Here is a 23,892-nt window from a genome sequence, read left to right as displayed (position 1 = left end):
GGAAACCCTTGGGGGATGGAGGTCGTACACCTCTGCGAAAACCTACACCCCGGGGCCCCGGGTCAGTGGCAGAGCTTCGCCTCGTGCTCGGCATGGCCGCTCGGCTCCAGCTGGAAGGTGCAGTGCTCGACGTCGAAGTGGTCCCCGAGACAGCCCTGGAGTTCATGGAGGAGCTTCTCGTGCCCGATCGAGTCGAGCAGTTCCTGGTGCACCACCACATGGGCGGAGAGGACCGGCATGCCCGAGGTGATCGTCCAGGCGTGCAGGTCATGGACGTCCAGCACTCCGGGCAGGGCCGTGATGTGGTCGCGCACCTCGCCCATGTCGACGCCCGGGGGCGCCGACTCCAGGAGCACGTTCAGCGTCTCCCGGAGCAGCTTCACCGTGCGCGGCACGATCATGAGGCCGATGACCAGCGAGGCCGCCGGGTCCGCGGCCTGCCAGCCGGTCGCCATGATGATGCCCGCCGAGACCAGGACGGTCACCGAACCCAGGGTGTCGGCGAGCACCTCCAGATAGGCGCCGCGCACATTGAGGCTGTCCTTCTGTCCGCGTACCAGCAGCGACAGCGACACCATGTTCGCGACCAGGCCGACCAGGGCGAAAGCGATCGTCAGCTCGCCCCGGGTCTCGGCCGGGGTGATGAAGCGGTCCACCGCCTCGAAGAGCAGATAGCCGCCCACCCCCAGCAGCAGCACACAGTTGGCCAGCGCGGCGAGGATCTCGGCGCGGGCGTAGCCGAAGGTGCGGTTGGGGCCGGCCGGCTTGTTGGCGAAGTGGATCGCCAGCAGCGCCATGCCCAGCCCGAGGGAGTCGGTCGCCATGTGCGCCGCGTCGGCGATCAGCGCGAGAGAGCCCGACAGCACACCGCCGACGACCTCCATGACGGTGACCGCGAGCGTGATCCCCAGGGCGATCCGCAGCCGTCCCCGGTACGCGGCGGCCGCGGTGCCGGTGGGCGGCGGCCCGCCGTGCGCATGTCCGTGATCGTGCCCTGCCCCCATGGGGACGCCTCCCGGTCGTCTGCGGATCCGGACGCGAACGGCCCGGACACTGCCAGTGAACTACGGGTGGGGGGTATCGGGCAACACGGCACTGAACACCGTTGTCAACTGCTCTGACCTGCGGAAATGCTCGCAGGTCAGAGCGGCGGGCCGACCCCCGTGGCCGACTAGGGCGCCACCGGCTCCGGGTGGTGCAGCAGCCAGCCCCGCCAGGCCGACTCGACCATCTCGCGGACCCCGTGCCGGGCGGTCCAGCCCAGCTCGCCGGAGATCCGGTCGCACGAGGCGACCGCCTTCGCGGCGTCCCCGGGGCGGCGCGGCTCGGTCTCCGGCTTCAGGCCGCGGCCGGTGACCTCCGCCACCAGGTCGGCCAGCTCCCGCACCGAGACGCCCTCGCCGCGGCCGATGTTCACCGTCAGGTCCCCGGGCACGTCCTGCCCGGCCAGGCGGCGGGCGACCGCCAGGTGCGCGTCGGCCAGATCGGCCACGTGGATGTAGTCGCGGATGCCCGTGCCGTCTGGCGTGGGGTAGTCGTCACCGAAGATCCGCGGTGCCTCGCCGCGGGTCAGCCGGTCGAAGAACATCGGGATCACGTTGAAGACACCCGTGTCCGACAGCCGGGGCTCGGCGGCGCCCGCCACGTTGAAGTAGCGCAGACAGCCGGTGGACAGCCCGTGCGCCCGCCCGGCCGCCCGCACCAGCCACTCGCCGGCGAGCTTCGTCTCGCCGTACGGATTGATGGGGGCGCAGGGAGCCTCCTCGGTGATCAGCTCCGCCTCCGGCACGCCGTAGACCGCGGCCGACGACGAGAACAGGAAGCTCCGCACCCCGGCGGCCGCGACGGCCTCCAGCAGGACGTTCAGCCCGCCGAGGTTCTCCCGGTAGTACAGCAGCGGCTCCTCGACGGACTCACCGACCTGCTTCTTCGCTGCGAGATGCACCACACCGGTCACCTCGTGCTCCGCCAGCACCCGGTCCAGCAGCGCACGGTCGGCCACCGGGCCCCGGATCAGCGGGACGTCGTCCGCGAGCCGGTCCGGATTGCCGGTCGACAGGTCGTCGAGCACGACCACCCGCTCCCCGGCCGCCGTCATCGCCCGCACCACGTGTGCCCCGATATATCCCGCTCCGCCTGTGATCAGCCATGTCATGCGGGTCAGACTAGGGGCTTTCCGGCGGCGTTTTGTCAGGCGAGGCGGCCATCGACGATGATGATCGCGGACGGCGCCGCATGATGCCGGTCCGCCCGGAACGGAGCACAAACGGGCAGTGAACTCCCGCTTCCGTTCATCCGATAGCCTCTGCCGACATGCCGCCGGCCGCATTCATGGCCGCACTGTCGCGCGCCGACCCGTGTCAGCACCAAGGAGTGAGTTCGTCTGTCGACCGCCATTCTCACAGGTGCTCCGGTACCCGGATCTCCCCTCGAGGACGATCTGAGGTCACTGGGCTTCGACGTCCGGGCCGCCGCCGATGTCACCGAGGCCGCGAAGCTGCTGTCCGCGGTGCCGGCCGACAGCCGCGTCGCCCTCGTCGACCCCCGTTTCGTCGGCCACGTCCACGCCCTGCGGCTCGGACTGACCGACCCCCGCTTCCCCGCGGCCACCGTGCCCGGAGCGCTCACCGCGCAGCCCGAGGCCCGCTCGGCCCTGGTCCGTGCCCTGCGCACCACCACCGAGGCGGTCGGCGCGGGCGTCCCCGCCGGCCCGCCCGGCAGCACCCCCGAAGTGACCGACCGCACCGTGCCGGGGCGGCTCGCCGCCACCATGGACGCCGAGGGCACCGCGGTCCAGCGTCCGGAGCTCGGCTCGCTCGTCGCCGCAGTCCCCGCGGACGAGGCCGCACGGGCCGCCGCGCGGTCCGGTACCGAGGCGGTCGACGAGGAAGCGGTGCGGCTGCGCAGCGCGGTGAAGGCCCGCGACGGCTTCTTCACCACGTACTGCATCAGCCCGTACTCCCGCTACCTCGCCCGCTGGTGCGCACGCCGCGGCTTCACCCCGAACCAGGTCACCACCGCGTCCCTGCTCACCGCGCTGGTCGCGGCGGGCTGCGCGGCGACCGGCACCCGCGGCGGATACGTCGCCGCCGGGCTGCTCCTCCTCTTCTCCTTCGTGCTGGACTGCACCGACGGGCAGCTCGCCCGCTACTCGCTGCAGTACTCCACGATGGGCGCCTGGCTGGACGCCACCTTCGACCGGGCCAAGGAGTACGCCTACTACGCGGGCCTCGCCCTGGGCGCCGCCCGCGGCGGCGACGACGTCTGGGCGCTGGCGCTCGGCGCGATGGTGCTCCAGTCCTGCCGCCACGTCATCGACTTCTCGTTCAACGAGGCGAACCACGACGCGGTCGCGAACTCCAGCCCCACCGCCGCCCTCTCCGACAAGCTCGACAGCGTCGGCTGGACGGTCTGGCTGCGCCGCATGATCGTCCTCCCGATCGGTGAGCGCTGGGCGATGATCGCGGTGCTGACCGCGGTGACCACCCCGCGGATCGTCTTCTACGCCCTGCTCGTCGGCTGCGCCTTCGCCGCCTGCTACACCACCGCGGGCCGGCTCCTGCGCTCGCTGACCCGCAAGGCCCGCCGCACCGACCGGGCCGCCCAGGCCCTCGCGGACCTCGCCGACTCCGGCCCGCTCGCCCAGCTCGTCGCGGCCCGCGGCCCCCGCATCCCCGGCGCCTGGAGCGCCCCGGTGGTGGCCGTCGTCGGCACCGGTGCGCTGATCGCCGCCGCCCTGCAGCAGCCGTTCGGCAGCCGCCAGATGATCGCCGCCGCGGTGTTCTACGCGATCTGCTCCGGCATAGCCGTGGCCCGCCCCCTCAAGGGCGCACTCGACTGGCTCGTGCCCCCGGTCTTCCGGGCGGCGGAGTACTGCACGATCCTCATCCTGGCCGCGCGGAGCGATATCGACGGAGCGCTTCCCGCGGCCTTCGGCCTGGTTTCGGCGGTCGCCTACCATCACTACGACACGGTGTACCGCATTCGGGGCGGCACCGGCGCCCCGCCCCGGTGGCTGGTCCGCACGATCGGCGGGCACGAGGGCCGGACCCTGGTGGTGGCCGTGTTCGCCGCCGTCCTGACGGGGCCCTCCGACTTCACCGTGGCTCTCACCGCCCTCGCGGTGGCCGTGGCCCTGGTCGTCCTGGTGGAGTCCATCCGCTTCTGGGTGTCCTCCGGGGCACCCGCCGTTCACGACGAAGGAGAACCCGCATGATCGGCCTCGTACTGGCAGCCGGCGCAGGACGGCGACTGCGCCCCTACACCGACACGCTCCCCAAGGCCCTCGTGCCGGTGGACGGCGAGAAGACCGTCCTCGACCTCACGCTCGCCAACTTCGCCGAGATCGGGCTCACCGAGGTCGCGATCGTCGTCGGCTACCGCAAGGAAGCCGTCTACGACCGCAAGGAGGAGCTGGAGGCGAAGTACGGCCTCAAGCTCACCCTCGTCGACAACGACAAGGCCGAGGAGTGGAACAACGCCTACTCCCTGTGGTGCGCCCGTGAGGTCCTCAAGCGCGGTGTGATCCTCGCCAACGGCGACACCGTGCACCCCGTCTCCGTCGAGCGGACCCTGCTGGACGCCCGCGGCAAGGGCCAGAAGATCATCCTCGCCCTCGACACGGTGAAGAGCCTCGCCGACGAGGAGATGAAGGTCATCACCGACGGCGACAAGGGTGTGCGGCGGATCACGAAGCTGATGGACCCGGCCACCGCAACCGGCGAGTACATCGGCGTCACCCTCATCGAGGCCGAGGCCGCCGAGGAGCTCGCCGACGCACTCAGGGCGACCTTCGAGCGCGACCCGGACCTCTACTACGAGGACGGCTACCAGGAGCTCGTCAACCGCGGCTTCACCGTCGACGTGGCCCCCATCGGCGAGGTGACCTGGGTCGAGATCGACAACCACGACGACCTCGCGAAGGGCAGGGAGATCGCGTGCCAGTACTGACCCGGCTCATCCCCTCCCCGGTCTTCGTCGACATCAGCCGGGGCGCCATGGACGACCTGGCCGGCCTCCTCGCCGACCAGCGGATCTCCGCCTCCGGCAAGCTCGCGATCGCGATCAGCGGCGGCTCGGGCCAGGCCCTGCGCGAGAAGCTCGCACCGGCCCTGCCGGGCGCCGACTGGTACTGCGTCGCCGGCGGCAACATCGACGCCGCCGTGAAGCTGGCCGACGACATCAAGGGCAAGCGGTACGACGCCGTGGTCGGCCTCGGCGGCGGCAAGATCATCGACGTGGCGAAGTACGCCGCGGCCCGGGTGGGCCTCCCGCTCGTGTCGGTCGCCACGAACCTCGCCCACGACGGCCTCTGCTCGCCGGTCGCCACCCTGGACAACGACAACGGCCGGGGCTCCTACGGTGTCCCGATGCCGATCGCCATGGTCATCGACCTCGCGGTGATCCGCGAGGCCCCGGACCGCTTCGTGCGCTCCGGCATCGGTGACGCGATCTCCAACATCTCGGCGATCGCCGACTGGGAGCTCTCGCACCAGGTCAACAACGAGCAGATCGACGGACTGGCCGCCGCCATGGCCCGTACCGCGGGCGAAGCCGTCCTGCGCCACCCCGGCACCGTCGCCGACGACGAGTTCCTCACCGTCCTCGCCGAGTCGCTGGTCCTCTCCGGCATCGCCATCTCGATCAGCGGCGACACCCGCCCGTCGTCCGGCGCGTGCCACGAGATCAGCCACGCCTTCGACCTGCTCTTCCCCAAGCGGGCCGCCAGCCACGGCGAGCAGGTCGGCCTCGGCGCCGCCTTCGCCATGCACCTGCGCGGCGCCCACGACGACTCCGGGCTCTTCGCCGACGTGCTCCGCCGGCACGGACTGCCGGTCCTGCCCGAGGAGATCGGCTTCACCGTCGACGAGTTCGTGCAGGCCGTCGCGTACGCCCCGCAGACCCGTCCGGGACGCTTCACGGTCCTGGAGCACCTCAACCTGTCCACCGACCAGATCAGGGACGCGTACGCCGACTATGCCAAGACCATCAGTAGCTGAACTCCGCCCTGTCGTTCACCCCCCGGGCGTCAAGGACCGGCGCAGCGGCGAACACTGGGCGGGCCGGATCTACATGCGCGAGGTCTCGCTGCGTGTGGACCGGTATCTGGTGAACACCAAGGTGACGCCCAACCAGCTCACCTACCTGATGACCGTCGCCGGTGTGCTCGCCGCCCCGGCCCTGCTCGTGCCCGGCATCCCCGGCGCGCTGCTCGGCGTCCTCATGGTCCAGCTCTATCTGCTGCTCGACTGCGTCGACGGCGAGCTCGCCCGCTGGAAGAAGCAGTTCTCGCTCGGCGGGGTCTACCTGGACCGGGTCGGCGCCTACCTCTGCGACGCGGCCGTGCTGGTCGGCTTCGGCCTGCGCGCCGCCGACCTGTGGGGCACCGGACGGATCGACTGGCTGTGGGCCTTCCTGGGCACGCTCGCCGCGCTGGGCGCCATCCTGATCAAGGCCGAGACCGACCTGGTCGGGGTCGCCCGCCACCAGGGCGGGCTGCCGCCGGTCAAGGAGGCGGCGTCCGAGCCGCGCTCCTCCGGCATGGCGTTCGCCCGCCGGGCCGCCGGTGCGCTCAAGTTCCACCGGCTGATCCTGTGTGTCGAGGCCTCGCTGGTGATCCTGGTCGCGGCCGTCCTGGACGCCGTCCGGGACGACCTGTACTTCAGCCGCCTCGCGGTCGCGGTACTGGCCGGCATCGCCCTGCTGCAGACCCTCCTCCACCTCGTGTCGGTCCTGGCATCGAGCAGGCTGAAGTGAGCACCCCCATGAAACTCGGCGCGGTCATCATCACGATGGGCAACCGCCCGGCCGAGCTGCGCGCCCTGCTCGATTCGGTCGCCGGACAGGACGGCGACCGGATCGAGGTGGTCGTCGTCGGCAACGGCTCGCCCGTCCCGGACGTCCCCCCGGGCGTCCGGACCGTCGAGCTGCCCGAGAACCTGGGCATCCCGGGCGGCCGCAACGTGGGCATCGAGGCCTTCGGGCCCTCCGGCGCCGACGTCGACGCGCTGCTCTTCCTCGACGACGACGGCCATCTGCCGCTCACCGACACCGCGGAGCTGTGCCGGCAGGCGTTCGAGGCCGATCCCAAGCTCGGCATCATCAGCTTCCGGATCGCCGACCCGGACACCGGCGAGACCCAGCGCCGCCACGTGCCGAGGCTGCGGGCCGCCGACCCGCTGCGCTCGTCGCGCGTGACGACGTTCCTCGGCGGTGCCAACGCCGTACGCACCCGCGTCATCGCCGAGGTCGGCCCGCTGCCGGGCGACTTCTTCTACGCGCACGAGGAGACCGACCTCGCGTGGCGGGCGCTGGACGCCGGCTGGCTGATCGACTACCGCGCGGACATGGTCCTCAACCACCCCACCACGGCCCCGTCCCGGCACGCCGTCTACCACCGCATGGTGGCGCGGAACCGGGTCTGGCTGGCCCGCCGCAACCTGCCCGCGCCGCTGGTCCCGGTGTACCTCGGGGTGTGGCTGCTGCTGACGCTGCTGCGCAGGCCGTCGGGCCCGGCCCTGAAGGCGTGGTTCGGCGGCTTCCGGGAAGGCTGGTCGACACCCTGCGGACCGCGCCGTCCCATGAAGTGGCGTACGGTGTGGCGGCTGACCAGACTAGGCCGCCCTCCGGTGATCTGAGAGGGTCCGCCTCTGGGAGCATGAGGCGTAAATTTTCTTGACGGGACCTGTCCGCCCTGAGCCGCGCCCGCGACTGGCTGCGCGTTTTGAATACGAGAGTTTCATCTGGTGAGTGACACAACCCATGAAGGTGCTGTTGCGTTGAGCACCCCGCCCTCGGCCGACGCCGGCCTGAGCCCTGCCGATCTGGCCGCCAAGTACGGCCTGACGGTCAGCGGTGCGCGGCCCGGACTCTTCGAGTACGTGCGCCAGCTCCGCGGGCGACGCCACTTCATCATGGCGTTCTCCCGGGCGAAGCTGACCGCTCAGTACAGCCAGGCCAAGCTCGGCCAGCTGTGGCAGGTGGCGACCCCGCTCCTGAACGCGGCGGTGTACTTCGTCATCTTCGGCCTGATCCTCGGGACGAAGAGGGGGATGGGGTCCGAGGTCTTCATCCCGTTCCTGGTGACCGGGGTCTTCGTCTTCACCTTCACCCAGAGCTCGGTGATGGCCGGGGTCCGCTCGATCTCCGGCAACCTGGGGCTGGTGCGGGCGCTGCACTTCCCGCGTGCCTCGCTGCCCATCTCGTTCTCGCTCCAGCAGCTCCAGCAGCTGCTGTACTCGATGATCGTGCTGGTCGCCGTGACCGTGGGATTCGGCAGCTATCCGAAGCTGTCCTGGCTGCTGGTGATCCCCGCGCTGGCGCTTCAGTTCCTCTTCAACACCGGACTGGCGCTGATCATGGCGAGGCTCGGGTCCAAGACCCCCGACCTGGCTCAGCTGATGCCGTTCATCATGCGGACCTGGATGTACGCCTCCGGAGTCATGTTCTCCATCAAGGAGATGCTCGCCGACAAGCCGGCCTGGATCACCGACGTGCTGCAGTTCAACCCCGCGGCCATCTACATGGACCTGATCCGGTTCGCGATGATCGACGGATACGGCTCCGAGAACCTGCCGGCGCACGTCTGGGTGGCGGCTCTCGGCTGGGCGCTCGTGGTGGGCGCGGCCGGCTTCGTGTACTTCTGGAAGGCAGAGGAGCGGTACGGCCGTGGCTGACGACAACACCGCGGGGCGCGTCCCCACCGTGATCGCCGACGATGTGCACATCGTGTACCGAGTCAACGGCGGCGGCGGTGGCAAGGGCGGCGCCACCGCGGCACTGAGCCGGATACTGCGCCGCGGCAAGGGCGAGGAGCGCGGGGTCCGCAAGGTGCACGCCGTGCGCGGCGTCTCCTTCACCTCCTACCGGGGCGAGGCCATCGGTCTCATCGGGACCAACGGCTCCGGCAAGTCCACCCTGCTGCGGGCCATCGCCGGACTGCTGCCGACCGAGCAGGGGAAGGTGTACACGGACGGCCAGCCGTCGCTGCTCGGGGTGAACGCGGCCCTGATGAGCGATCTGACCGGCGAGCGCAACGTCGTGCTCGGCGGCCTCGCGATGGGCATGAGCCGCGAGGAGATCCGCCAGCGGTACCAGGGCATCGTCGACTTCTCCGGCATCAACGAGAAGGGCGACTTCATCACCCTGCCGATGCGGACGTACTCCTCCGGAATGGCCGCCCGGCTGCGGTTCTCCATCGCCGCCGCCAAGAACCACGACGTCCTCATGATCGACGAGGCGCTGGCCACCGGTGACCGCAAGTTCCAGATCCGCTCCGAGGCGCGCATCCGGGAGCTCCGCAAGGAGGCCGGCACCGTCTTCCTGGTCAGCCACAGCAACAAGTCGATCAGGGACACCTGCGACCGGGTGCTGTGGCTGGAGAAGGGCGAGCTGCTGATGGACGGCCCGACCGACGAGGTCCTCAAGGCGTACGAGCGGGAGACCGGCAAGTAGCGCGCCCCTTCCGGGCACGCACAGCGGCGGCCCCTGCCGGACTCTTCCGGCGGGGGCCGTCCGTATGTCCGTCACCTGCGACGGACGACGGCCGACGGGTTTCGGACATGCACGGCTCGTCGTACGGCGCCCGGCAAGATCTCCTCCCGCCGGATGACGTCAATTTCCTTGCGCAAGGGGAAAGTTGACCGAGCGAGGCGCGCACTTGCTGCGCGCCCCACACCCCGGCGTATGGATGAGCGTTGTACAACGTAAGCTGTACCGGTGCTGATTCGTTGCAAGTGGGGCGATACCGCCTGGGTGGACGGCCCGTAGCCGTCCTCCGCACTCGGGAGAGCGGGCGGCGTGTCCGGAATGGGATGTTTTGGGTCAGCAGTGTAGAACGGGAGATGTGACGGCTATGACGGAAGATCTCCAGCTCCGAGGTGCTCACGCCGTCCCCGCGCAGGGCGGTCCGCAGTGACCCGTACCCGGCAGGCGCGGCTTGATTCCGCCGTACCCGGAACTCTTGACAAGGCCGCCGACGAGAACTTTCCGGTGGCACCCTTCTTCCTGCCCCGCGCCTGGCGCGACGACCTGATGGCGGTCTACGGCTTCGCCCGCCTCGTCGACGACATCGGTGACGGCGACCTCGCCCCCGGCGGCGCCGATGCACGGCACCTCGGTCTCGACCCGGCCGAGGGCGAGGACCGTCTCGCGATGCTCGACGCGCTGGAGACGGACCTGCGAAGGATCTTCGCCACCGCCGGCGGGGCCCCGCACCACCCCCTCCTGCAGGCACTGCGCCCCACCGTGCGGCGCCGCGCCCTCACCCCCGAACCCTTCCTCGGTCTCATCGAGGCCAACCGGCAGGACCAGAAGATCCGCCGCTACGGGACGTACGAGGAGCTCCTCGCCTACTGCGAGCTCTCCGCGAACCCCGTCGGCCGGCTGGTCCTCCAGCTGACCGGAACCGCCAGTCCCGAACGCGTCCGCCGTTCCGACGCCGTCTGCACCGCGCTGCAGATCGTCGAGCACCTGCAGGACGTCGCCGAGGACCTCGGCCGTGACCGGATCTATCTGCCGGCCGACGACATGGCCAGGTTCCACGTCACCGAATCCGACCTGGCGGCATCCTCCGGGAGCGGGTCGGTGCGGTCGCTGGTCGCGTACGAAGCGGAACGCGCCCGAGATCTGCTGAATGAAGGCACCCCTCTGGTGGGTAGCGTCCACGGCAGGCTCAAGCTGCTTCTCGCCGGATTCGTGGGAGGGGGGCGTGCCGCCCTCACCGCGATCGCGGCCGCCGGGTTCGACGTACTGCCCGGACCGCCCAAACCCACCAAGCCCAGCCTGCTGCGCGAGGTGGGAGTTGTCTTGCGAAGAGCGCGTAGAGAGGGGTGAGCCGGACCGTGGAGGGACAGACGACGTATATGTCGGCACCGGTACAGGCCGCATACAGTTACTGCGAGGCGGTCACCGGACAGCAGGCGCGTAACTTCGCGTACGGCATCCGGCTGCTGCCCCTGGAGAAGCGACAGGCCATGTCGGCGCTGTACGCCTTCTCCCGCCGGGTCGACGACATCGGTGACGGAGAGCTGGAGCCGGAGACCAAGCGGGTCCGCCTGGAGGGCACCCGCACACTCCTGGACCGGATCCGCGACGGCGCGGTCGACGAGGACGACACCGACCCGGTGGCCGTCGCGCTCGCCGACGCCGCCCGCCGCTTCCCGCTGCCGCTCGAAGGGCTCGACGAGCTCATCGACGGTGTGCTGATGGACGTGCGCGGCGCGACGTACGAGACCTGGGACGACCTCAAGATCTACTGCCGCTGCGTCGCGGGCGCCATCGGCCGCCTCAGCCTGGGCGTCTTCGGTACGGAACCCGGCGCGCCGGGCGCCGAGCGCGCCTCGGAGTACGCCGACACGCTCGGCCTCGCGCTCCAGCTGACGAACATCCTGCGCGACGTGCGCGAGGACGCGGGCAACGGGCGCACCTATCTGCCCGCCGACGACCTCGCCAAGTTCGGCTGTTCCGCGGGCTTCCACCGCGCCACCCCGCCGCCCGGCTCGGACTTCGCGGGCCTGGTCCACTTCGAGGTGCGGCGCGCCCGTGCCCTGTTCGCCGAGGGCTACCGGCTGCTGCCCATGCTCGACCGGCGCAGCGGCGCCTGCGTGGCGGCCATGGCCGGCATCTACCGCAGGCTCCTGGACCGGATCGAGCGCGACCCCGAGGCAGTACTGCGCGGCCGGGTCTCGCTCCCGGGCCATGAGAAGGCGTACGTGGCGGTGCGCGGCCTGTCGGGTCTCGACGCACGCCACATTTCGCGGCGCACCACCAGGGGGCGTGTCTGAATGCGCCACACGGACATCTCACGCACCATGTGCATCATGGATGATCACTCCGTACGGCGGGCAACCTCGCGCCGCACGGTTGCGTCCCTGACTGAAAAGACCTGGCGAGAGGGGGACGCATGACCGACGACGCGCCGCGTTCCTCCCGCGCGGTCGTGATCGGCGGCGGCCTCGCCGGCATCACGGCGGCGCTCCGCCTCGCCGACGCCGGGCTTGACGTGACCCTGCTCGAAGGCCGGCCCCGGCTCGGCGGTCTCGCCTTCTCCTTCCGGCGCGGCGAACTGACCGTCGACAACGGCCAGCACGTCTATCTGCGCTGCTGCACCGCCTACCGCTGGTTCCTCGACCGGGTCGACGGCACCCGCCTCGCACCGCTGCAGAACCGTCTCGACGTGCCGGTTCTCGATGTCGGACGGCCCTCGGGCCCGCGCCTGGGACGGCTGCGCCGCAACGCGCTCCCGGTGCCGTTCCACCTCGCCGCCGGACTCGCCGGATATCCGCACCTCTCGCTCGTCGAGCGGGCGAGCGTCGGACGCGCCGCGCTGGCCCTCGGCCGACTGGATCCGGACGACCCCGCACTCGACGACATCGACTTCGGCAGCTGGCTGGCCCGGCACGGCCAGTCGCCCCGCACCGTCGAGGCCCTCTGGGACCTGGTCGGCGTGGCCACGCTCAACGCCACCGCGCCGAACTCCTCCCTCGCGCTCGCCGCGAAGGTCTTCAAGACCGGACTCCTCTCCGAGCCCGGCGCCGCCGACATCGGCTGGGCGTCCGTGCCGCTCGGGGACGTCCACGACACACTGAGCCGCAAGGCCCTGGACTCCGCCGGTGTCCGCACCGAACTGCGGACGAAGGCCGGCGCGCTCACCCGCACCGACGACGGGCGCTGGGTGGTCGACACCGGCGCCGAGCGGATCGAGGCGGACACCGTCGTGCTGGCCGTGCCGCAGCGCGAGACCCACGACCTGCTGCCCGAGGGCGCGCTCGACGCCCCGGAACGGCTGCTGGAGATTGGCACCTCGCCGATCCTCAACGTGCACGTCGTCTACGACCGCAAGGTGCTCAGGCAGCCGTTCTTCGCGGCGCTCGGCTCCCCGGTCCAATGGGTCTTCGACCGTACCGAGGCCTCCGGTCTCGCCGGCCCCGGCCAGTACCTCGCGGTCTCCCAGTCCGCCGCCGGCGAGGAGATCGAGCTGCCCGTCGCCGAGCTCCGCGCCCGCTACCTCCCCGAGCTGGAGCGGCTGCTGCCGGCCGCCCGGGGAGCCGGGATCAGGGACTTCTTCGTCACCCGGGAACGCACGGCGACCTTCGCGCCCGCGCCCGGCGTCGGCAGGCTGCGACCAGGGACGCGCACCCGCGCACCCGGCCTCTTCCTGGCCGGCGCATGGACCGCCACCGGCTGGCCCGCCACGATGGAGGGTGCCGTCCGCAGCGGTGCCGGCGCCGCGGACGCCGCACTCCTGGCACTCGGCCGCCCCCACGAACATCCGCTGCAGGAGGCGGCATGAGCAGTACCACCGGAACAAGAGGAGAGTCAGTGACCCCGGCGAATCCGGCTTCCGACACCGTGGCCGAGACCACGGACGTCACCGCGCTTCTGGAGCGCGGACGGGCCCTTTCCACGCCGGTGCTCCGGGCCGCCGTCGACCGGCTCGCACCGCCGATGGACACCGTGTCCGCCTACCACTTCGGCTGGATCGACGCCCAGGGCAGGCCGTCCGACGGCGACGGCGGCAAGGCCGTCCGCCCGGCCCTGGCCCTGCTGTCCGCCGAGGCGGCGGGTGCCGCGGCCGAGGCCGGCATCCCCGGCGCCGTGGCCGTCGAACTCGTGCACAACTTCTCGCTGCTGCACGACGACCTGATGGACGGCGACGAGCAGCGGCGCCACCGCGACACGGTGTGGAAGGTGCACGGTCCCGCCCAGGCGATCCTGGTCGGCGACGCGCTGTTCGCGCTGGCCAACGAGATCCTGCTGGAGCTCGGCACCGTCGAGGCGGGGCGCGCGGCCCGGCGGCTGACCACGGCCACCCGCAAGCTCATCGACGGGCAGGCCCAGGACATCTCCTACGAGCACCGCGAGCGGGTCACCGTCGAGGAGTGCCTGGAGATGGAGGGCAACAAGACGGGCGCCCTGCTCGCCTGCGCCTGCTCCATCGGCGCGGTGCTCGGCGGCGCCGACGACCGCACCGCCGACGTCCTGGAGGCGTACGGCTACCACCTCGGCCTCGCCTTCCAGGCGGTCGACGACCTGCTCGGGATCTGGGGCGACCCGGAGTCCACCGGCAAGCAGACCTGGAGCGATCTGCGCCAGCGCAAGAAGTCCCTGCCGGTCGTCGCCGCGCTCGCCGCGGGCGGACCGGCCTCGGAGCGCCTGGGCGAGCTGCTCGCCGCCGACGCGAAGAGCAATGACTTCGACAGCTTCTCCGAAGAGGAGTTCGCCGCCCGTGCGGCGCTCATCGAGGAGGCGGGCGGCCGCGAGTGGACCGCCCAGGAGGCCCGTCGTCAGCATGCGGTCGCCATCGAGGCGCTGCACGGTGTCGACATGCCCGAAACCGTGCGGGCGCAGCTCACGGCGCTCGCGGACTTCGTCGTCGTACGAAAGAGATGATGACCATCCCCTCCATATAGCTCGCAGTCGCCGGCCGGTGCCCGTCACGGGCGCCGGCCGACGGAGACCCCAGCACAGCAGAGGACCAACTGCACGAAGGGGAAGCCATGACAGCGACGACCGACGGAAGCACCGGGGCCGTGGACCCCCGCGCAGCCTCGGCCAGCAGACCGACAACCGAATCGACGATCGCCGCGGACGACGTACTCGCCGCCGCGCGGCGGGCCGCGGAACGCTCGGTGGAGCATCTCCTCGGCAGGCAGGACGAGCAGGGCTGGTGGAAGGGCGACCTCGCCACCAACGTCACCATGGACGCCGAGGACCTCCTGCTCCGGCAGTTCCTCGGTATCCAGGATCCCGCCACGGTCCAGGCGGCCGGCCGCTTCATCCGCGGCGAGCAGCTCGGCGACGGAACCTGGGCCACCTTCCACGGCGGCCCCGGGGACCTCTCCGCCACCATCGAGGCGTACGTGGCACTGCGCCTGGCGGGGGACCGGCCCGACGACGCGCACATGGCCCGCGCCGCGGGCTGGGTCAGGGAACAGGGCGGGATCGCGGCGAGCCGCGTGTTCACCCGGATCTGGCTGGCCCTCTTCGGCTGGTGGAAATGGGACGACCTGCCGGAGCTCCCGCCCGAACTGATGTTCTTCCCCAAATGGGTCCCGCTCAACATCTACGACTTCGGCTGCTGGGCGCGCCAGACCATCGTGCCGCTCACCGTCGTCTCCGCGAAGCGGCCGGTCAGACCCGCCCCCTTCGCCCTGGACGAGCTGCACACCGACCCGGCCGAACCGAACCCCGCCCGGCGCCCCGCACCCGCCGCCAGCTGGGACGGCGTCTTCCAGCGCCTCGACAAGGCGCTGCACCTCTATCACCGGTTCGCCCCGCGCAGACTGCGCCGGCTCGCCATGAACGCCGCCGCCCGCTGGATCATCGAACGCCAGGAGAACGACGGCTGCTGGGGCGGCATCCAGCCACCCGCCGTCTACTCCGTCATCGCCCTCCATCTGCTCGGCTACGACCTCGACCACCCGGTGATGCGGGCCGGACTCGAGTCGCTCGACCGGTTCGCGGTCTGGCGCGAGGACGGCGCCCGCATGATCGAGGCTTGCCAGTCCCCGGTCTGGGACACCTGCCTCGCCACCATCGCGCTCGCCGACGCCGGGGTCGCCCCCGATCACCCGGCGCTTGTGAAGGCGGCCGACTGGATGCTCGACGAGGAGATCGACCGGCCCGGCGACTGGTCCGTACGCAGGCCCCAACTGGCCCCCGGCGGCTGGGCGTTCGAGTTCCACAACGACAACTACCCCGATATCGACGACACCGCCGAGGTGGTCCTCGCGCTGCGCCGGATCCGGCACCCGGAACAGGCGCGGGTCGAGGCCGCCATCGAACGCGGTGTGCGCTGGAACGTGGGCATGCAGTCGCGCAACGGGGCCTGGGGCGCCTTCGACGCTGACAACACCAGCGCCTTCCCCAACCGGCTGCCGTTCTGCGACTTCGGCGAGGTCATCGACCCGCCCTCCGCCGACGTCACCGGGCACGTGGTGGAGATGCTCGCCATCGAGGGCCACTCCCGGCACCCCGCCACCCGCCGGGGCATCGAGTGGCTGCTCGCCGAACAGGACGCGGCCGGCGGCTGGTTCGGCCGCTGGGGCGTCAACTACGTCTACGGCACGGGGTCGGTGGTGCCCGCCCTGGTCGCCGCCGGAATCGCCCCCACCCACCCCTCGATCCGCCGCGCGGTGGGCTGGCTGGAATCCGTCCAGAACGACGACGGCGGCTGGGGCGAGGACCTGCGCTCGTACAGCGAGGACAAGTGGATCGGCCACGGGGCCTCGACCGCGTCCCAGACCGCCTGGGCGCTGCTCGCACTCCTGTCCGCGGACCGGCGGGACACCGTGGCCGTGGCCCGCGGCATCGCCTGGCTCACCGAGACCCAGCAGGCCGACGGCTCCTGGGACGAGCCGTACTTCACCGGCACCGGCTTCCCGTGGGACTTCTCCATCAACTACCACCTCTACCGGCAGGTCTTCCCGCTGACCGCACTCGGACGGTACGTGCACGGCGACCCGTTCGCGGGCCGCACGGCGGTCCGGGAGGAGACCTGATGGGCGATGCCCCGGGGCCGGCCGGCCCCGCCGCCCCGCTGCTCATCGCCTGCGCGCTGGGCATCGAGCAGCTGGCCCTGCGCACCGGCAGGGCCAGGGCGGGCACCGCTCCGGGCCCGGTGACCGTACTGCGTACGGGCATGGGGCCCAAGGCGGCCGAAACGGCTGTGGCGAAGGCGCTCGGCGAGAGCCGGGCACTGGGCGCCGCAGTCATCGCCTCGGGGTTCTGCGCCGGGCTCGCGCCCGGTATGCACCCCGGTGACCTGGTGGTGGCCGACGAGGCCCGGCAAGCCGGGCAGGCGGTCGCCTGCACCGGCACGGACCTGCTCGCCGAGGCGCTGACCAGGGCGCTGCCCGGACGCACCGTCCACACCGGTCCGCTGACCGGTTCCGACCATGTCGTACGCGGACATGAACGGGCCGAGCTGCGGGCCACCGGAGCCATCGCGGTGGACATGGAGTCCGCCGCGACCCTGCGCACTTCCCTGCGGTCCGGGCCACGCCCGGTTGCGGCCGTACGGGTGGTCGTGGACGCTCCGGAGCATGAGCTCGTCCGCATCGGCACGGTCCGCGGTGGAATATCGGCATTCCGCGTTCTTCGTGCCGTCCTACCGGCTTTCTATGAATGGCACCGATCTTTGCTGCTCCCCAGGAGGTGAGCTAGATGGCCATGCCGCTCCGTCAGTCCATCAAGGTTGCGACGTACCTCATTGAACAGAAGCTCCGAAAGCGGGAGAAGTTCCCGCTGATCGTCGAACTGGAGCCCTTGTTCGCCTGCAATCTCGCCTGCGAGGGCTGCGGGAAGATCCAGCATCCGGCCGGAGTCCTCAAGCAGCGCATGCCGGTGGCCCAGGCCGTCGGCGCCGTGCTCGAATCCGGCGCCCCGATGGTCTCCATCGCGGGTGGCGAGCCGCTGATGCACCCGCAGATCGACGAGATCGTGCGGCAGCTGGTGGCGAAGAGGAAATACGTCTTCCTCTGCACCAACGCGATGCTGCTGCGCAAGAAGATCGAGAAATTCACCCCGTCGCCCTACTTCGCCTTCGCCGTCCACATCGACGGACTGCGCGAGCGCCACGACGAATCCGTCGCCAAGGAAGGGGTGTTCGACGAGGCGGTGGCGGCGATCAAGGAGGCCAAGCGCCGCGGCTTCCGGGTCACCACCAACTCGACCTTCTTCAACACCGACACGCCCCAGACCATCATCGAGGTCCTCAACTACCTCAATGACGACCTGAAGGTCGACGAGATGATGATCTCGCCCGCCTACGCGTACGAGAAGGCGCCCGACCAGGAGCACTTCCTGGGTGTCGAGCAGACCCGCGAGCTGTTCAAGAAGTCCTTCGCGGGCGGCAACCGGGCCAGGTGGCGCCTCAACCACTCGCCGCTCTTCCTGGACTTCCTGGAGGGCAAGGCGGACTTCCCCTGCACGGCGTGGGCCATTCCCAACTACTCGCTGTTCGGCTGGCAGCGGCCCTGCTACCTGATGAGCGACGGCTACGTCCCTACGTACCGGGAACTCATCGAGGAGACCGACTGGGACAAGTACGGCCGGGGCAAGGACCCGCGCTGCGCCAACTGCATGGCGCACTGCGGCTACGAGCCCACCGCCGTACTCGCCACCATGGGGTCGCTGAAGGAGTCCCTGCGTGCGGCGCGGGAGACCATCGGCGGGAACCGGTGATCTGACGACCGCCGGAGAGCCGGTCCCACCGGGTCTCCCCGGGCTGCCGGCCCGGCCGCAGGCGATGCGCCGCCCCTCGCGGCGCATCCAGGTCGGGTCGGTGGTGCAGATCCTGGAGTCGCTGAACCTGAAGCAGCGGCGGCTGGAGACCGTGTCCTGCCCGTCGCGCGGCCGTGCGCAGGTGGATGCGTACGAGCTGGCCGATCAGGTGAGTGCGGGTCCGGAGGGCATGGACGGCGCGGGGACACCCTCGGGGGTCCCCGCCGTCACCGTGAGCTGAAACAGGACCAGAGAGGGGGCCCGGGCATGACGCTGCTGCAGACCATCCGGGGGCCGCACGATCTCAAGAGGCTCAACGAACCACAGCTCGGCGAACTCGCCGAGGACATCAGGAAGTTCCTGGTCCAGGCCGTGGCCAGGACCGGTGGCCATCTGGGCCCCAACCTCGGGGTGGTGGAGCTCTCCATCGCCCTGCACCGGGTCTTCGACTCACCGGTGGACCGCATCCTGTGGGACACCGGACACCAGAGCTACGTGCACAAGCTCCTCACCGGGAGGCAGGACTTCTCCAAGCTGCGCAGCAAGGGCGGCCTCTCCGGCTATCCCTCCCGCGAGGAGTCCGAGCACGACGTCATCGAGAACTCGCACGCCTCCACCGTGCTCGGCTGGGCCGACGGGCTCGCCAAGGCGAACGAGGTGCTGGGCCGCCCCGACCACGTCGTCGCGGTCATCGGCGACGGGGCCCTGACCGGTGGCATGGCCTGGGAGGCGCTGAACAACATCGCCGCCGCCGGAGACCGGCCGCTGATCATCGTCGTCAACGACAACGAACGCTCCTACGCCCCGACCATCGGCGGCCTCGCCGACCACCTGGCGACCCTGCGCACCACGGACGGCTACGAGCGCTTCCTCTCCTGGGGCAAGGGCGTCCTGCAGCAGACCCCCGTCATCGGGCAGCCGCTGTACGAGTCGCTGCACGGGGCCAAGAAGGGGTTCAAGGACACCTTCGCCCCGCAGGGCATGTTCGAGGACCTCGGGCTGAAGTACGTCGGACCGGTCGACGGGCACGACACCGCCGCCGTCGAGTCCGCGCTCCAGCGCGCGAAACGCTTCCACGGGCCCGTGCTCGTGCACTGCATCACGGAGAAGGGCCGCGGCTACGCCCCCGCCCTGGAGGACGACGCCGACCGTTTCCACACCGTCGGCGCGATGGACCCGCTGACCTGTGCCCCGCTCGCCCCGGCGGCCGGTCCCTCCTGGACCTCCGTGTTCGGTGACGAGATCGCCGCGATCGGCGCGGAGCGGCCGGACGTCGTCGCGATCACGGCGGCGATGCTGCACCCCGTCGGACTGACGAAGTTCGCCGAGACGTTCCCCGACCGGGTCTGGGACGTGGGGATCGCCGAGCAGCACGCGACCGTATCGGCCGCCGGACTCGCCACCGGGGGACTGCACCCGGTCGTCGCCGTCTACGCCACCTTCCTCAACCGGGCCTTCGACCAGCTGCTGATGGACGTCGCCCTGCACAGGTGCGGCGTGACGTTCGTCCTCGACCGCGCCGGGATCACCGGAACGGACGGGGCCTCCCACAACGGCATGTGGGACCTGTCCCTGCTCCAGGTCGTGCCCGGGCTCCGGATCGCGGCCCCCCGTGACGCCGACCAGCTGCGGGCCGAGCTGCGCGAGGCCGTCGACGTCGACGACGCGCCCACCCTGATCCGGTTCCCGAAGGAGTCGGTGGGGGAGCCGGTACCCGCCCTCGGCAGGGTCGGCGGCATGGACGTCCTGCACCGCGCGGAGGAGGCCGATGTGCTGCTCGTCGCGGTCGGGGTGATGGCCGCCGTCTGTCTCCGGGCCGCCGACCTGTTGGCCGGCGGCGGAATCCGCTGCACCGTGGTGGATCCGCGCTGGGTCAAGCCGGTCGACGCGGAACTGGCCCCGCTCGCCGCGCGGCACCGGCTCGTCGCCGTCGTCGAGGACAACAGCCGGGCCGGAGGCGTCGGCTCGGCCGTCGGGCAGGCGCTGCGGGACGCCGGGGCCGACGTACCGCTGCGCACGTTCGGCATTCCCGAGCAGTTCCTGGCCCACGGCAAACGGGCCGAGGTCCTGGCCGACATCGGACTCACCCCGGTCGAGATCGCGGGCCGGATCAGCGCCGCACTGGCCGCCAGGGAAGCGGCCACGGGCAAGGGGCGGCACACCCAGGGCAACGGTCACAAGGAGAGCGGGGCATGAACGACGACGGGCCCAAGGGCTTCGATCTGGCACAGCTCCTCGCGGAGCGCGGCGCCGAACGCTACGAGCTGCACACCAAGCACCTCAACCACCAGCTCCCGCGCATGCTGCACACCATCGGCTTCGACAAGGTCTACGAACGGGCCGAGGGTGCGCACTTCTGGGACGCGGAGGGCAACGACTACCTGGACATGCTCGCCGGCTTCGGGGTGATGGGGCTCGGCCGGCACCACCCCGTCGTACGCAAGGCGCTGCACGACGTCCTGGATGCCTCGCTCGCCGACCTCACCCGCTTCGACTGCCAGCCCCTGCCGGGCCTGCTGGCCGAGAAGCTGCTCACGCACAGCCCGCACCTGGACCGGGTGTTCTTCGGGAACAGCGGTACGGAAGCGGTGGAGACGGCCCTCAAGTTCGCCCGGTACGCCACCGGGAAGCCGAGGATCCTGTACTGCACGCACGCCTTCCACGGGCTGACCACCGGATCCCTCTCGGTCAACGGCGAGGACGGTTTCCGTGACGGCTTCGCCCCGCTGCTGCCCGACACCGCCATCGAGCTCGGTGATCTCGACGGCCTGCGCCGTGAGCTCAGGCGCGGCGACGTGGCCGGGCTGGTCGTCGAGCCGATCCAGGGCAAGGGGGTGCACGCCTCGCCGCCCGGCTTCCTGCGGGAGGCCCAGGAACTGCTGCACAAGCACAAGGCACTGCTCATCGCGGACGAGGTGCAGACCGGTCTGGGCAGGACCGGGGACTTCTACGCGTACCAGCACGAGGACGGGGTGGAACCGGACCTGGTCTGTGTCGCCAAGGCGCTCTCCGGCGGATATGTGCCGGTCGGGGCGACGCTCGGCAAGGACTGGATCTTCAAACGCGTCTACTCCTCGATGGACCGGGTCCTGGTCCACTCGGCGAGCTTCGGCTCCAACGCCCAGGCGATGGCGGCCGGACTCGCGGTCCTCTCGGTGATGGAGGACGAGGAGACGGTGGCGCACGCCCGGCGCATCGGCGACCTGCTGCGCGAACGGCTGGCGGCGCTGGTCGACCGGTACGAGCTGCTGTACGAGGTGCGCGGGCGCGGGCTGATGATCGGCATCGAGTTCGGCCGGCCCACGTCACTGAAGCTGCGCAGCCGCTGGACCATGCTGCAGGCGGCCCGCAAGGGACTCTTCGCGCAGATGGTGGTCGTGCCGCTCCTCCAGAAGCACCGGATCCTGACGCAGGTCTCCGGCGACCACCTGGAAGTGATCAAGCTGATTCCGCCGCTGGTGATCGACGAGGCGGACGTGGACCGTTTCGTGGCCGCGTTCACGGCCGTCATGGACGACGCGCACAGTGGCGGCGGGCTGATGTGGGACTTCGGCCGGACCCTGGTGAAGCAGGCCGTCGCCAACCGCTGACCGGCCGGGTGGTGGTTTTGCCTCGGAGGCAAGAAATTTGCCTCCGAGGAAAGATCCTGGCCCAATGGAGGCATGAATCCTCCAGAAGGAGGGGCGGCCGATGAGCTGCCCGGGGTCGCACCGCGCCTGCGCGATCTGCGCCGCAGCCGTGGTCTCACCCTGGAGACCGCCGCCCAGCGGGCCGGGCTCTCGCCGGCTCACCTCTCCCGGCTCGAAACGGGCCGGCGGCAGCCCTCGCTGCCGATGCTGCTCGGTCTCGCCAGGATCTACGGTACGACGGTCTCCGAGCTGCTCGGCGAGGTCCCCCCGGAACGTGACGCGATCGTCCGCGGCCGCAGATTCGAGGGCGCCGAGGCCGACGGCTGGATGTACCAGCAGGCCGGCGGTTCCGGCCGTGCGATGCAGGCGCTGCGGGTCCGGGTCCCGCACGGCGCCCAGGGCGACCTGGTGCGCGTCCATCCCGGCGAGGAGTGGCTGTACGTCCTGGCCGGGCACCTCCGGGTGACCCTCGGGGAGACCGTGCACGACCTCGCACCCGGGGACAGCGCGCACTTCGACTCGCTCACCCCGCACCGGATCGCGGCCCTGGACCACGACGGTGCCGAGCTGCTCTTCGTCCACACCCTGCTGCAGAGCCCCGCCGCCGAGCTGTGCCTCGGCAGCGGGATCCACCGACGCTGAGGCGCCGTCCCCGCCACCGGCCCACCGGCCGCCAGAGAGGACTTCTCATGTCCGATTCCGAGAACTACGACCCGCTCGGCCCGGGCCGGCCCAAGAACTACGACCCGCAGGAGAAGAAGATGCCCCGCGGGCTCGTCATCAGGCTCTTCGCCTATCTGGTGGCCGGGCACGTCATCGCGGGCTTCCTCTACCTGCTGTTCGCGGTGGGGATGCACAACCAGTAGGCGGGGGCCCGGCGGACCGCCTAGGCCTCGTCGAGCAGGCGCTCGCGCAGCCGCTCCCGGGTCTCGGGAGTGATCTTCAGGCCGTCGGAGAGGTAGCGCTCGGTGCTGCCCCAGGTCTCGTCGATGGTGGCGAAGGACGCGGCCAGGTAGTCGGGGTGGGCGCCGAAGAGCGGATTGAGCAGCTCCATCACCTCGGGCGACATGCCGGCGGGGGAGGTGTCGCTGCGGGTGACCTTGTAGCGGCGGTGTGCGTCGTTGGACTTGAGGTAGTCGCCCTCGATGGCCTCGCGCTCGACGCCGACGGCCAGCAGGGACACCGCGATCGAGATCCCCGCGCGGTCCTTGCCCGCGGCGCAGTGCATCAGGGCGGGCATGCTGTCCTCGGCCAGGGCGTGCAGCACCCGGCTGTGCTCGGCCGTGCGGTCCAGGATGATCCGGCGGTAGGAGGCGACCATGCGGTGCGTCCCCTTGCCGTCGGCGAGGATCGACCGCAGCTCGTCCATGTTGCCGTCGCGCACCATCCGCCAGAACTCCGCGCCGTCCGCCGGGTCGCTGAGCGGAATGCTCACGTTGCGGACGCCCGGCAGCTCGACGTCCAGGCCGTCCAGCTTGTGGTCGGCGACGTTGCGGAAGTCGAAGACGGTGTGCAGCCCCAGGGTCCCGAGGAACGCGGCGTCCTCGGCCGTGGCGTGCGCCAGGTGGCCACTGCGGTAGAGCCGCCCGAACCGCACCCGGCGGCCGTCCGAGGTGGGCAGCCCGCCCACGTCACGGAAATTGCGGACACCCGCCAGCTCGGGCTCCGTCGACGGGGTCTGCGGCAGCTGCTGCGTCACGGTCACTCCTGGAGGCTCTGCCACCGGCGCGTGTCGCCGACGGGTCCACTCTCGTGACGATACGACATTGATTCCTCGGACAATCATCTCGGTCACGCCCCCGTTTCGCGCCTGCTCCGACCCCCTCGCGCGGGGGTCGGTCCCGGGTGGATGTCCCGATCGGGGGAGGGCGGTGGGCATGACATGTCCGTATTGAGGCATTTAGTCGAACATGCCCCGCTTATGCGGGAGATGATGACCCTCTCGTGAGCGGGATCATATCCGTGACGGTGTGTGGTGATGCCGCGGTGGGGTAGTCCGTGCACCGCGCGGAAAGCCAAGATCCGTAATCCACGGAGT

General features: G+C 70.9%; 21 protein-coding genes and 1 pseudogene. 19 read left to right on the top strand and 3 right to left on the bottom strand.

From position 1 onward, the window contains the following. Positions 1 to 62: 62 nt before the first annotated feature. Together OG521_05270 and galE are read right to left on the bottom strand one after the other, a co-directional pair. Positions 63 to 1,004, bottom strand: a complete 942-nt coding sequence (locus OG521_05270; protein ID WUW20227.1) for a cation transporter — start codon at positions 1,002 to 1,004, stop codon at positions 63 to 65. A 167-nt stretch (positions 1,005 to 1,171) separates the two neighbouring features. Further along, a complete protein-coding gene (gene galE, locus OG521_05265; protein ID WUW20226.1) occupies positions 1,172 to 2,155 on the bottom strand; it encodes a UDP-glucose 4-epimerase GalE in 984 nt (327 codons plus the stop codon). A gap of 228 nt (positions 2,156 to 2,383) precedes the next feature. Between galE and OG521_05260 the strand changes: the two genes are divergently transcribed. From OG521_05260 to OG521_05170, 19 genes and pseudogenes are all read left to right on the top strand, one after another. Next, a complete protein-coding gene (locus OG521_05260; GenBank protein ID WUW26578.1) occupies positions 2,384 to 4,216 on the top strand; it encodes a CDP-alcohol phosphatidyltransferase family protein in 1,833 nt (610 codons plus the stop codon). Then, complete coding sequence (locus OG521_05255; protein WUW20225.1) at positions 4,213 to 4,950, top strand: phosphocholine cytidylyltransferase family protein; 738 nt, start codon at positions 4,213 to 4,215, stop codon at positions 4,948 to 4,950. The genes OG521_05260 and OG521_05255 overlap by 4 nt, the downstream gene beginning before the upstream one ends. Further along, a complete protein-coding gene (locus tag OG521_05250; GenBank protein ID WUW20224.1) occupies positions 4,938 to 5,999 on the top strand; it encodes an iron-containing alcohol dehydrogenase family protein in 1,062 nt (353 codons plus the stop codon). The genes OG521_05255 and OG521_05250 overlap by 13 nt, the downstream gene beginning before the upstream one ends. Next, on the top strand, positions 5,977 to 6,756 hold the full coding sequence (locus tag OG521_05245) for a CDP-alcohol phosphatidyltransferase family protein (GenBank protein ID WUW20223.1): 780 nt from the start codon (positions 5,977 to 5,979) through the stop codon (positions 6,754 to 6,756). The genes OG521_05250 and OG521_05245 overlap by 23 nt, the downstream gene beginning before the upstream one ends. Positions 6,757 to 6,764: 8 nt before the next feature. After that, positions 6,765 to 7,637, top strand: a complete 873-nt coding sequence (locus tag OG521_05240; protein ID WUW26577.1) for a glycosyltransferase family 2 protein — start codon at positions 6,765 to 6,767, stop codon at positions 7,635 to 7,637. A gap of 108 nt (positions 7,638 to 7,745) precedes the next feature. Beyond that, entirely contained in the window at positions 7,746 to 8,675 is a 930-nt protein-coding gene (locus OG521_05235) for an ABC transporter permease (GenBank protein WUW20222.1), read from the top strand. Further along, positions 8,668 to 9,453 (top strand): ABC transporter ATP-binding protein, encoded by a 786-nt coding sequence (locus OG521_05230; GenBank protein WUW20221.1) that lies wholly within the window; start codon positions 8,668 to 8,670, stop codon positions 9,451 to 9,453. Before OG521_05235 ends, OG521_05230 begins: the two co-directional genes overlap by 8 nt. A gap of 459 nt (positions 9,454 to 9,912) precedes the next feature. Further along, on the top strand, positions 9,913 to 10,833 hold the full coding sequence (gene hpnC, locus OG521_05225) for a squalene synthase HpnC (GenBank protein WUW20220.1): 921 nt from the start codon (positions 9,913 to 9,915) through the stop codon (positions 10,831 to 10,833). Between the two features lie 29 nt (positions 10,834 to 10,862). Then, positions 10,863 to 11,783: a presqualene diphosphate synthase HpnD gene (gene hpnD / locus OG521_05220; protein WUW20219.1), complete on the top strand. Its 921-nt coding sequence runs from the start codon at positions 10,863 to 10,865 to the stop codon at positions 11,781 to 11,783. A gap of 119 nt (positions 11,784 to 11,902) precedes the next feature. Beyond that, the gene (gene hpnE / locus OG521_05215) at positions 11,903 to 13,291 is read left to right on the top strand and encodes a hydroxysqualene dehydroxylase HpnE (GenBank protein WUW20218.1); all 1,389 of its coding nucleotides are present in this window, start codon (positions 11,903 to 11,905) and stop codon (positions 13,289 to 13,291) included. Beyond that, a complete protein-coding gene (locus tag OG521_05210) occupies positions 13,288 to 14,391 on the top strand; it encodes a polyprenyl synthetase family protein (GenBank protein WUW20217.1) in 1,104 nt (367 codons plus the stop codon). The genes hpnE and OG521_05210 overlap by 4 nt, the downstream gene beginning before the upstream one ends. A 107-nt stretch (positions 14,392 to 14,498) precedes the next feature. Beyond that, positions 14,499 to 16,502, top strand: a complete 2,004-nt coding sequence (gene shc, locus OG521_05205; protein ID WUW20216.1) for a squalene--hopene cyclase — start codon at positions 14,499 to 14,501, stop codon at positions 16,500 to 16,502. Next, entirely contained in the window at positions 16,502 to 17,161 is a 660-nt protein-coding gene (locus OG521_05200) for a 1-hydroxy-2-methyl-2-butenyl 4-diphosphate reductase (GenBank protein ID WUW20215.1), read from the top strand. The genes shc and OG521_05200 overlap by 1 nt, the downstream gene beginning before the upstream one ends. A 5-nt stretch (positions 17,162 to 17,166) precedes the next feature. After that, positions 17,167 to 18,186: an adenosyl-hopene transferase HpnH gene (gene hpnH, locus OG521_05195; protein WUW20214.1), complete on the top strand. Its 1,020-nt coding sequence runs from the start codon at positions 17,167 to 17,169 to the stop codon at positions 18,184 to 18,186. An 85-nt stretch (positions 18,187 to 18,271) separates the two neighbouring features. After that, a pseudogene (locus OG521_05190) lies at positions 18,272 to 18,421 on the top strand (4-hydroxy-3-methylbut-2-en-1-yl diphosphate synthase). Between the two features lie 71 nt (positions 18,422 to 18,492). Further along, on the top strand, positions 18,493 to 20,421 hold the full coding sequence (dxs, locus tag OG521_05185) for a 1-deoxy-D-xylulose-5-phosphate synthase (protein WUW20213.1): 1,929 nt from the start codon (positions 18,493 to 18,495) through the stop codon (positions 20,419 to 20,421). Continuing rightward, entirely contained in the window at positions 20,418 to 21,815 is a 1,398-nt protein-coding gene (locus OG521_05180) for an aspartate aminotransferase family protein (protein WUW20212.1), read from the top strand. The genes dxs and OG521_05180 overlap by 4 nt, the downstream gene beginning before the upstream one ends. Before the next feature lie 72 nt (positions 21,816 to 21,887). Then, complete coding sequence (locus OG521_05175; GenBank protein ID WUW20211.1) at positions 21,888 to 22,496, top strand: XRE family transcriptional regulator; 609 nt, start codon at positions 21,888 to 21,890, stop codon at positions 22,494 to 22,496. A gap of 47 nt (positions 22,497 to 22,543) precedes the next feature. Next, the gene (locus tag OG521_05170) at positions 22,544 to 22,720 is read left to right on the top strand and encodes a DUF6126 family protein (GenBank protein WUW20210.1); all 177 of its coding nucleotides are present in this window, start codon (positions 22,544 to 22,546) and stop codon (positions 22,718 to 22,720) included. Positions 22,721 to 22,740: 20 nt separating this feature from the next. Here OG521_05170 and OG521_05165 read toward each other — a convergent pair whose 3' ends face one another. Further along, positions 22,741 to 23,553 (bottom strand): tyrosine-protein phosphatase, encoded by an 813-nt coding sequence (locus tag OG521_05165; protein ID WUW20209.1) that lies wholly within the window; start codon positions 23,551 to 23,553, stop codon positions 22,741 to 22,743. Positions 23,554 to 23,892: the final 339 nt, after the last annotated feature.

This window comes from Streptomyces sp. NBC_01463, assembly GCA_036227345.1.
Taxonomy (GTDB): Bacteria; Actinomycetota; Actinomycetes; order Streptomycetales; family Streptomycetaceae; genus Streptomyces.
Note: the sequence above shows the minus strand (reverse complement) of the source record. Positions and strands in the feature narration are given on the sequence as shown.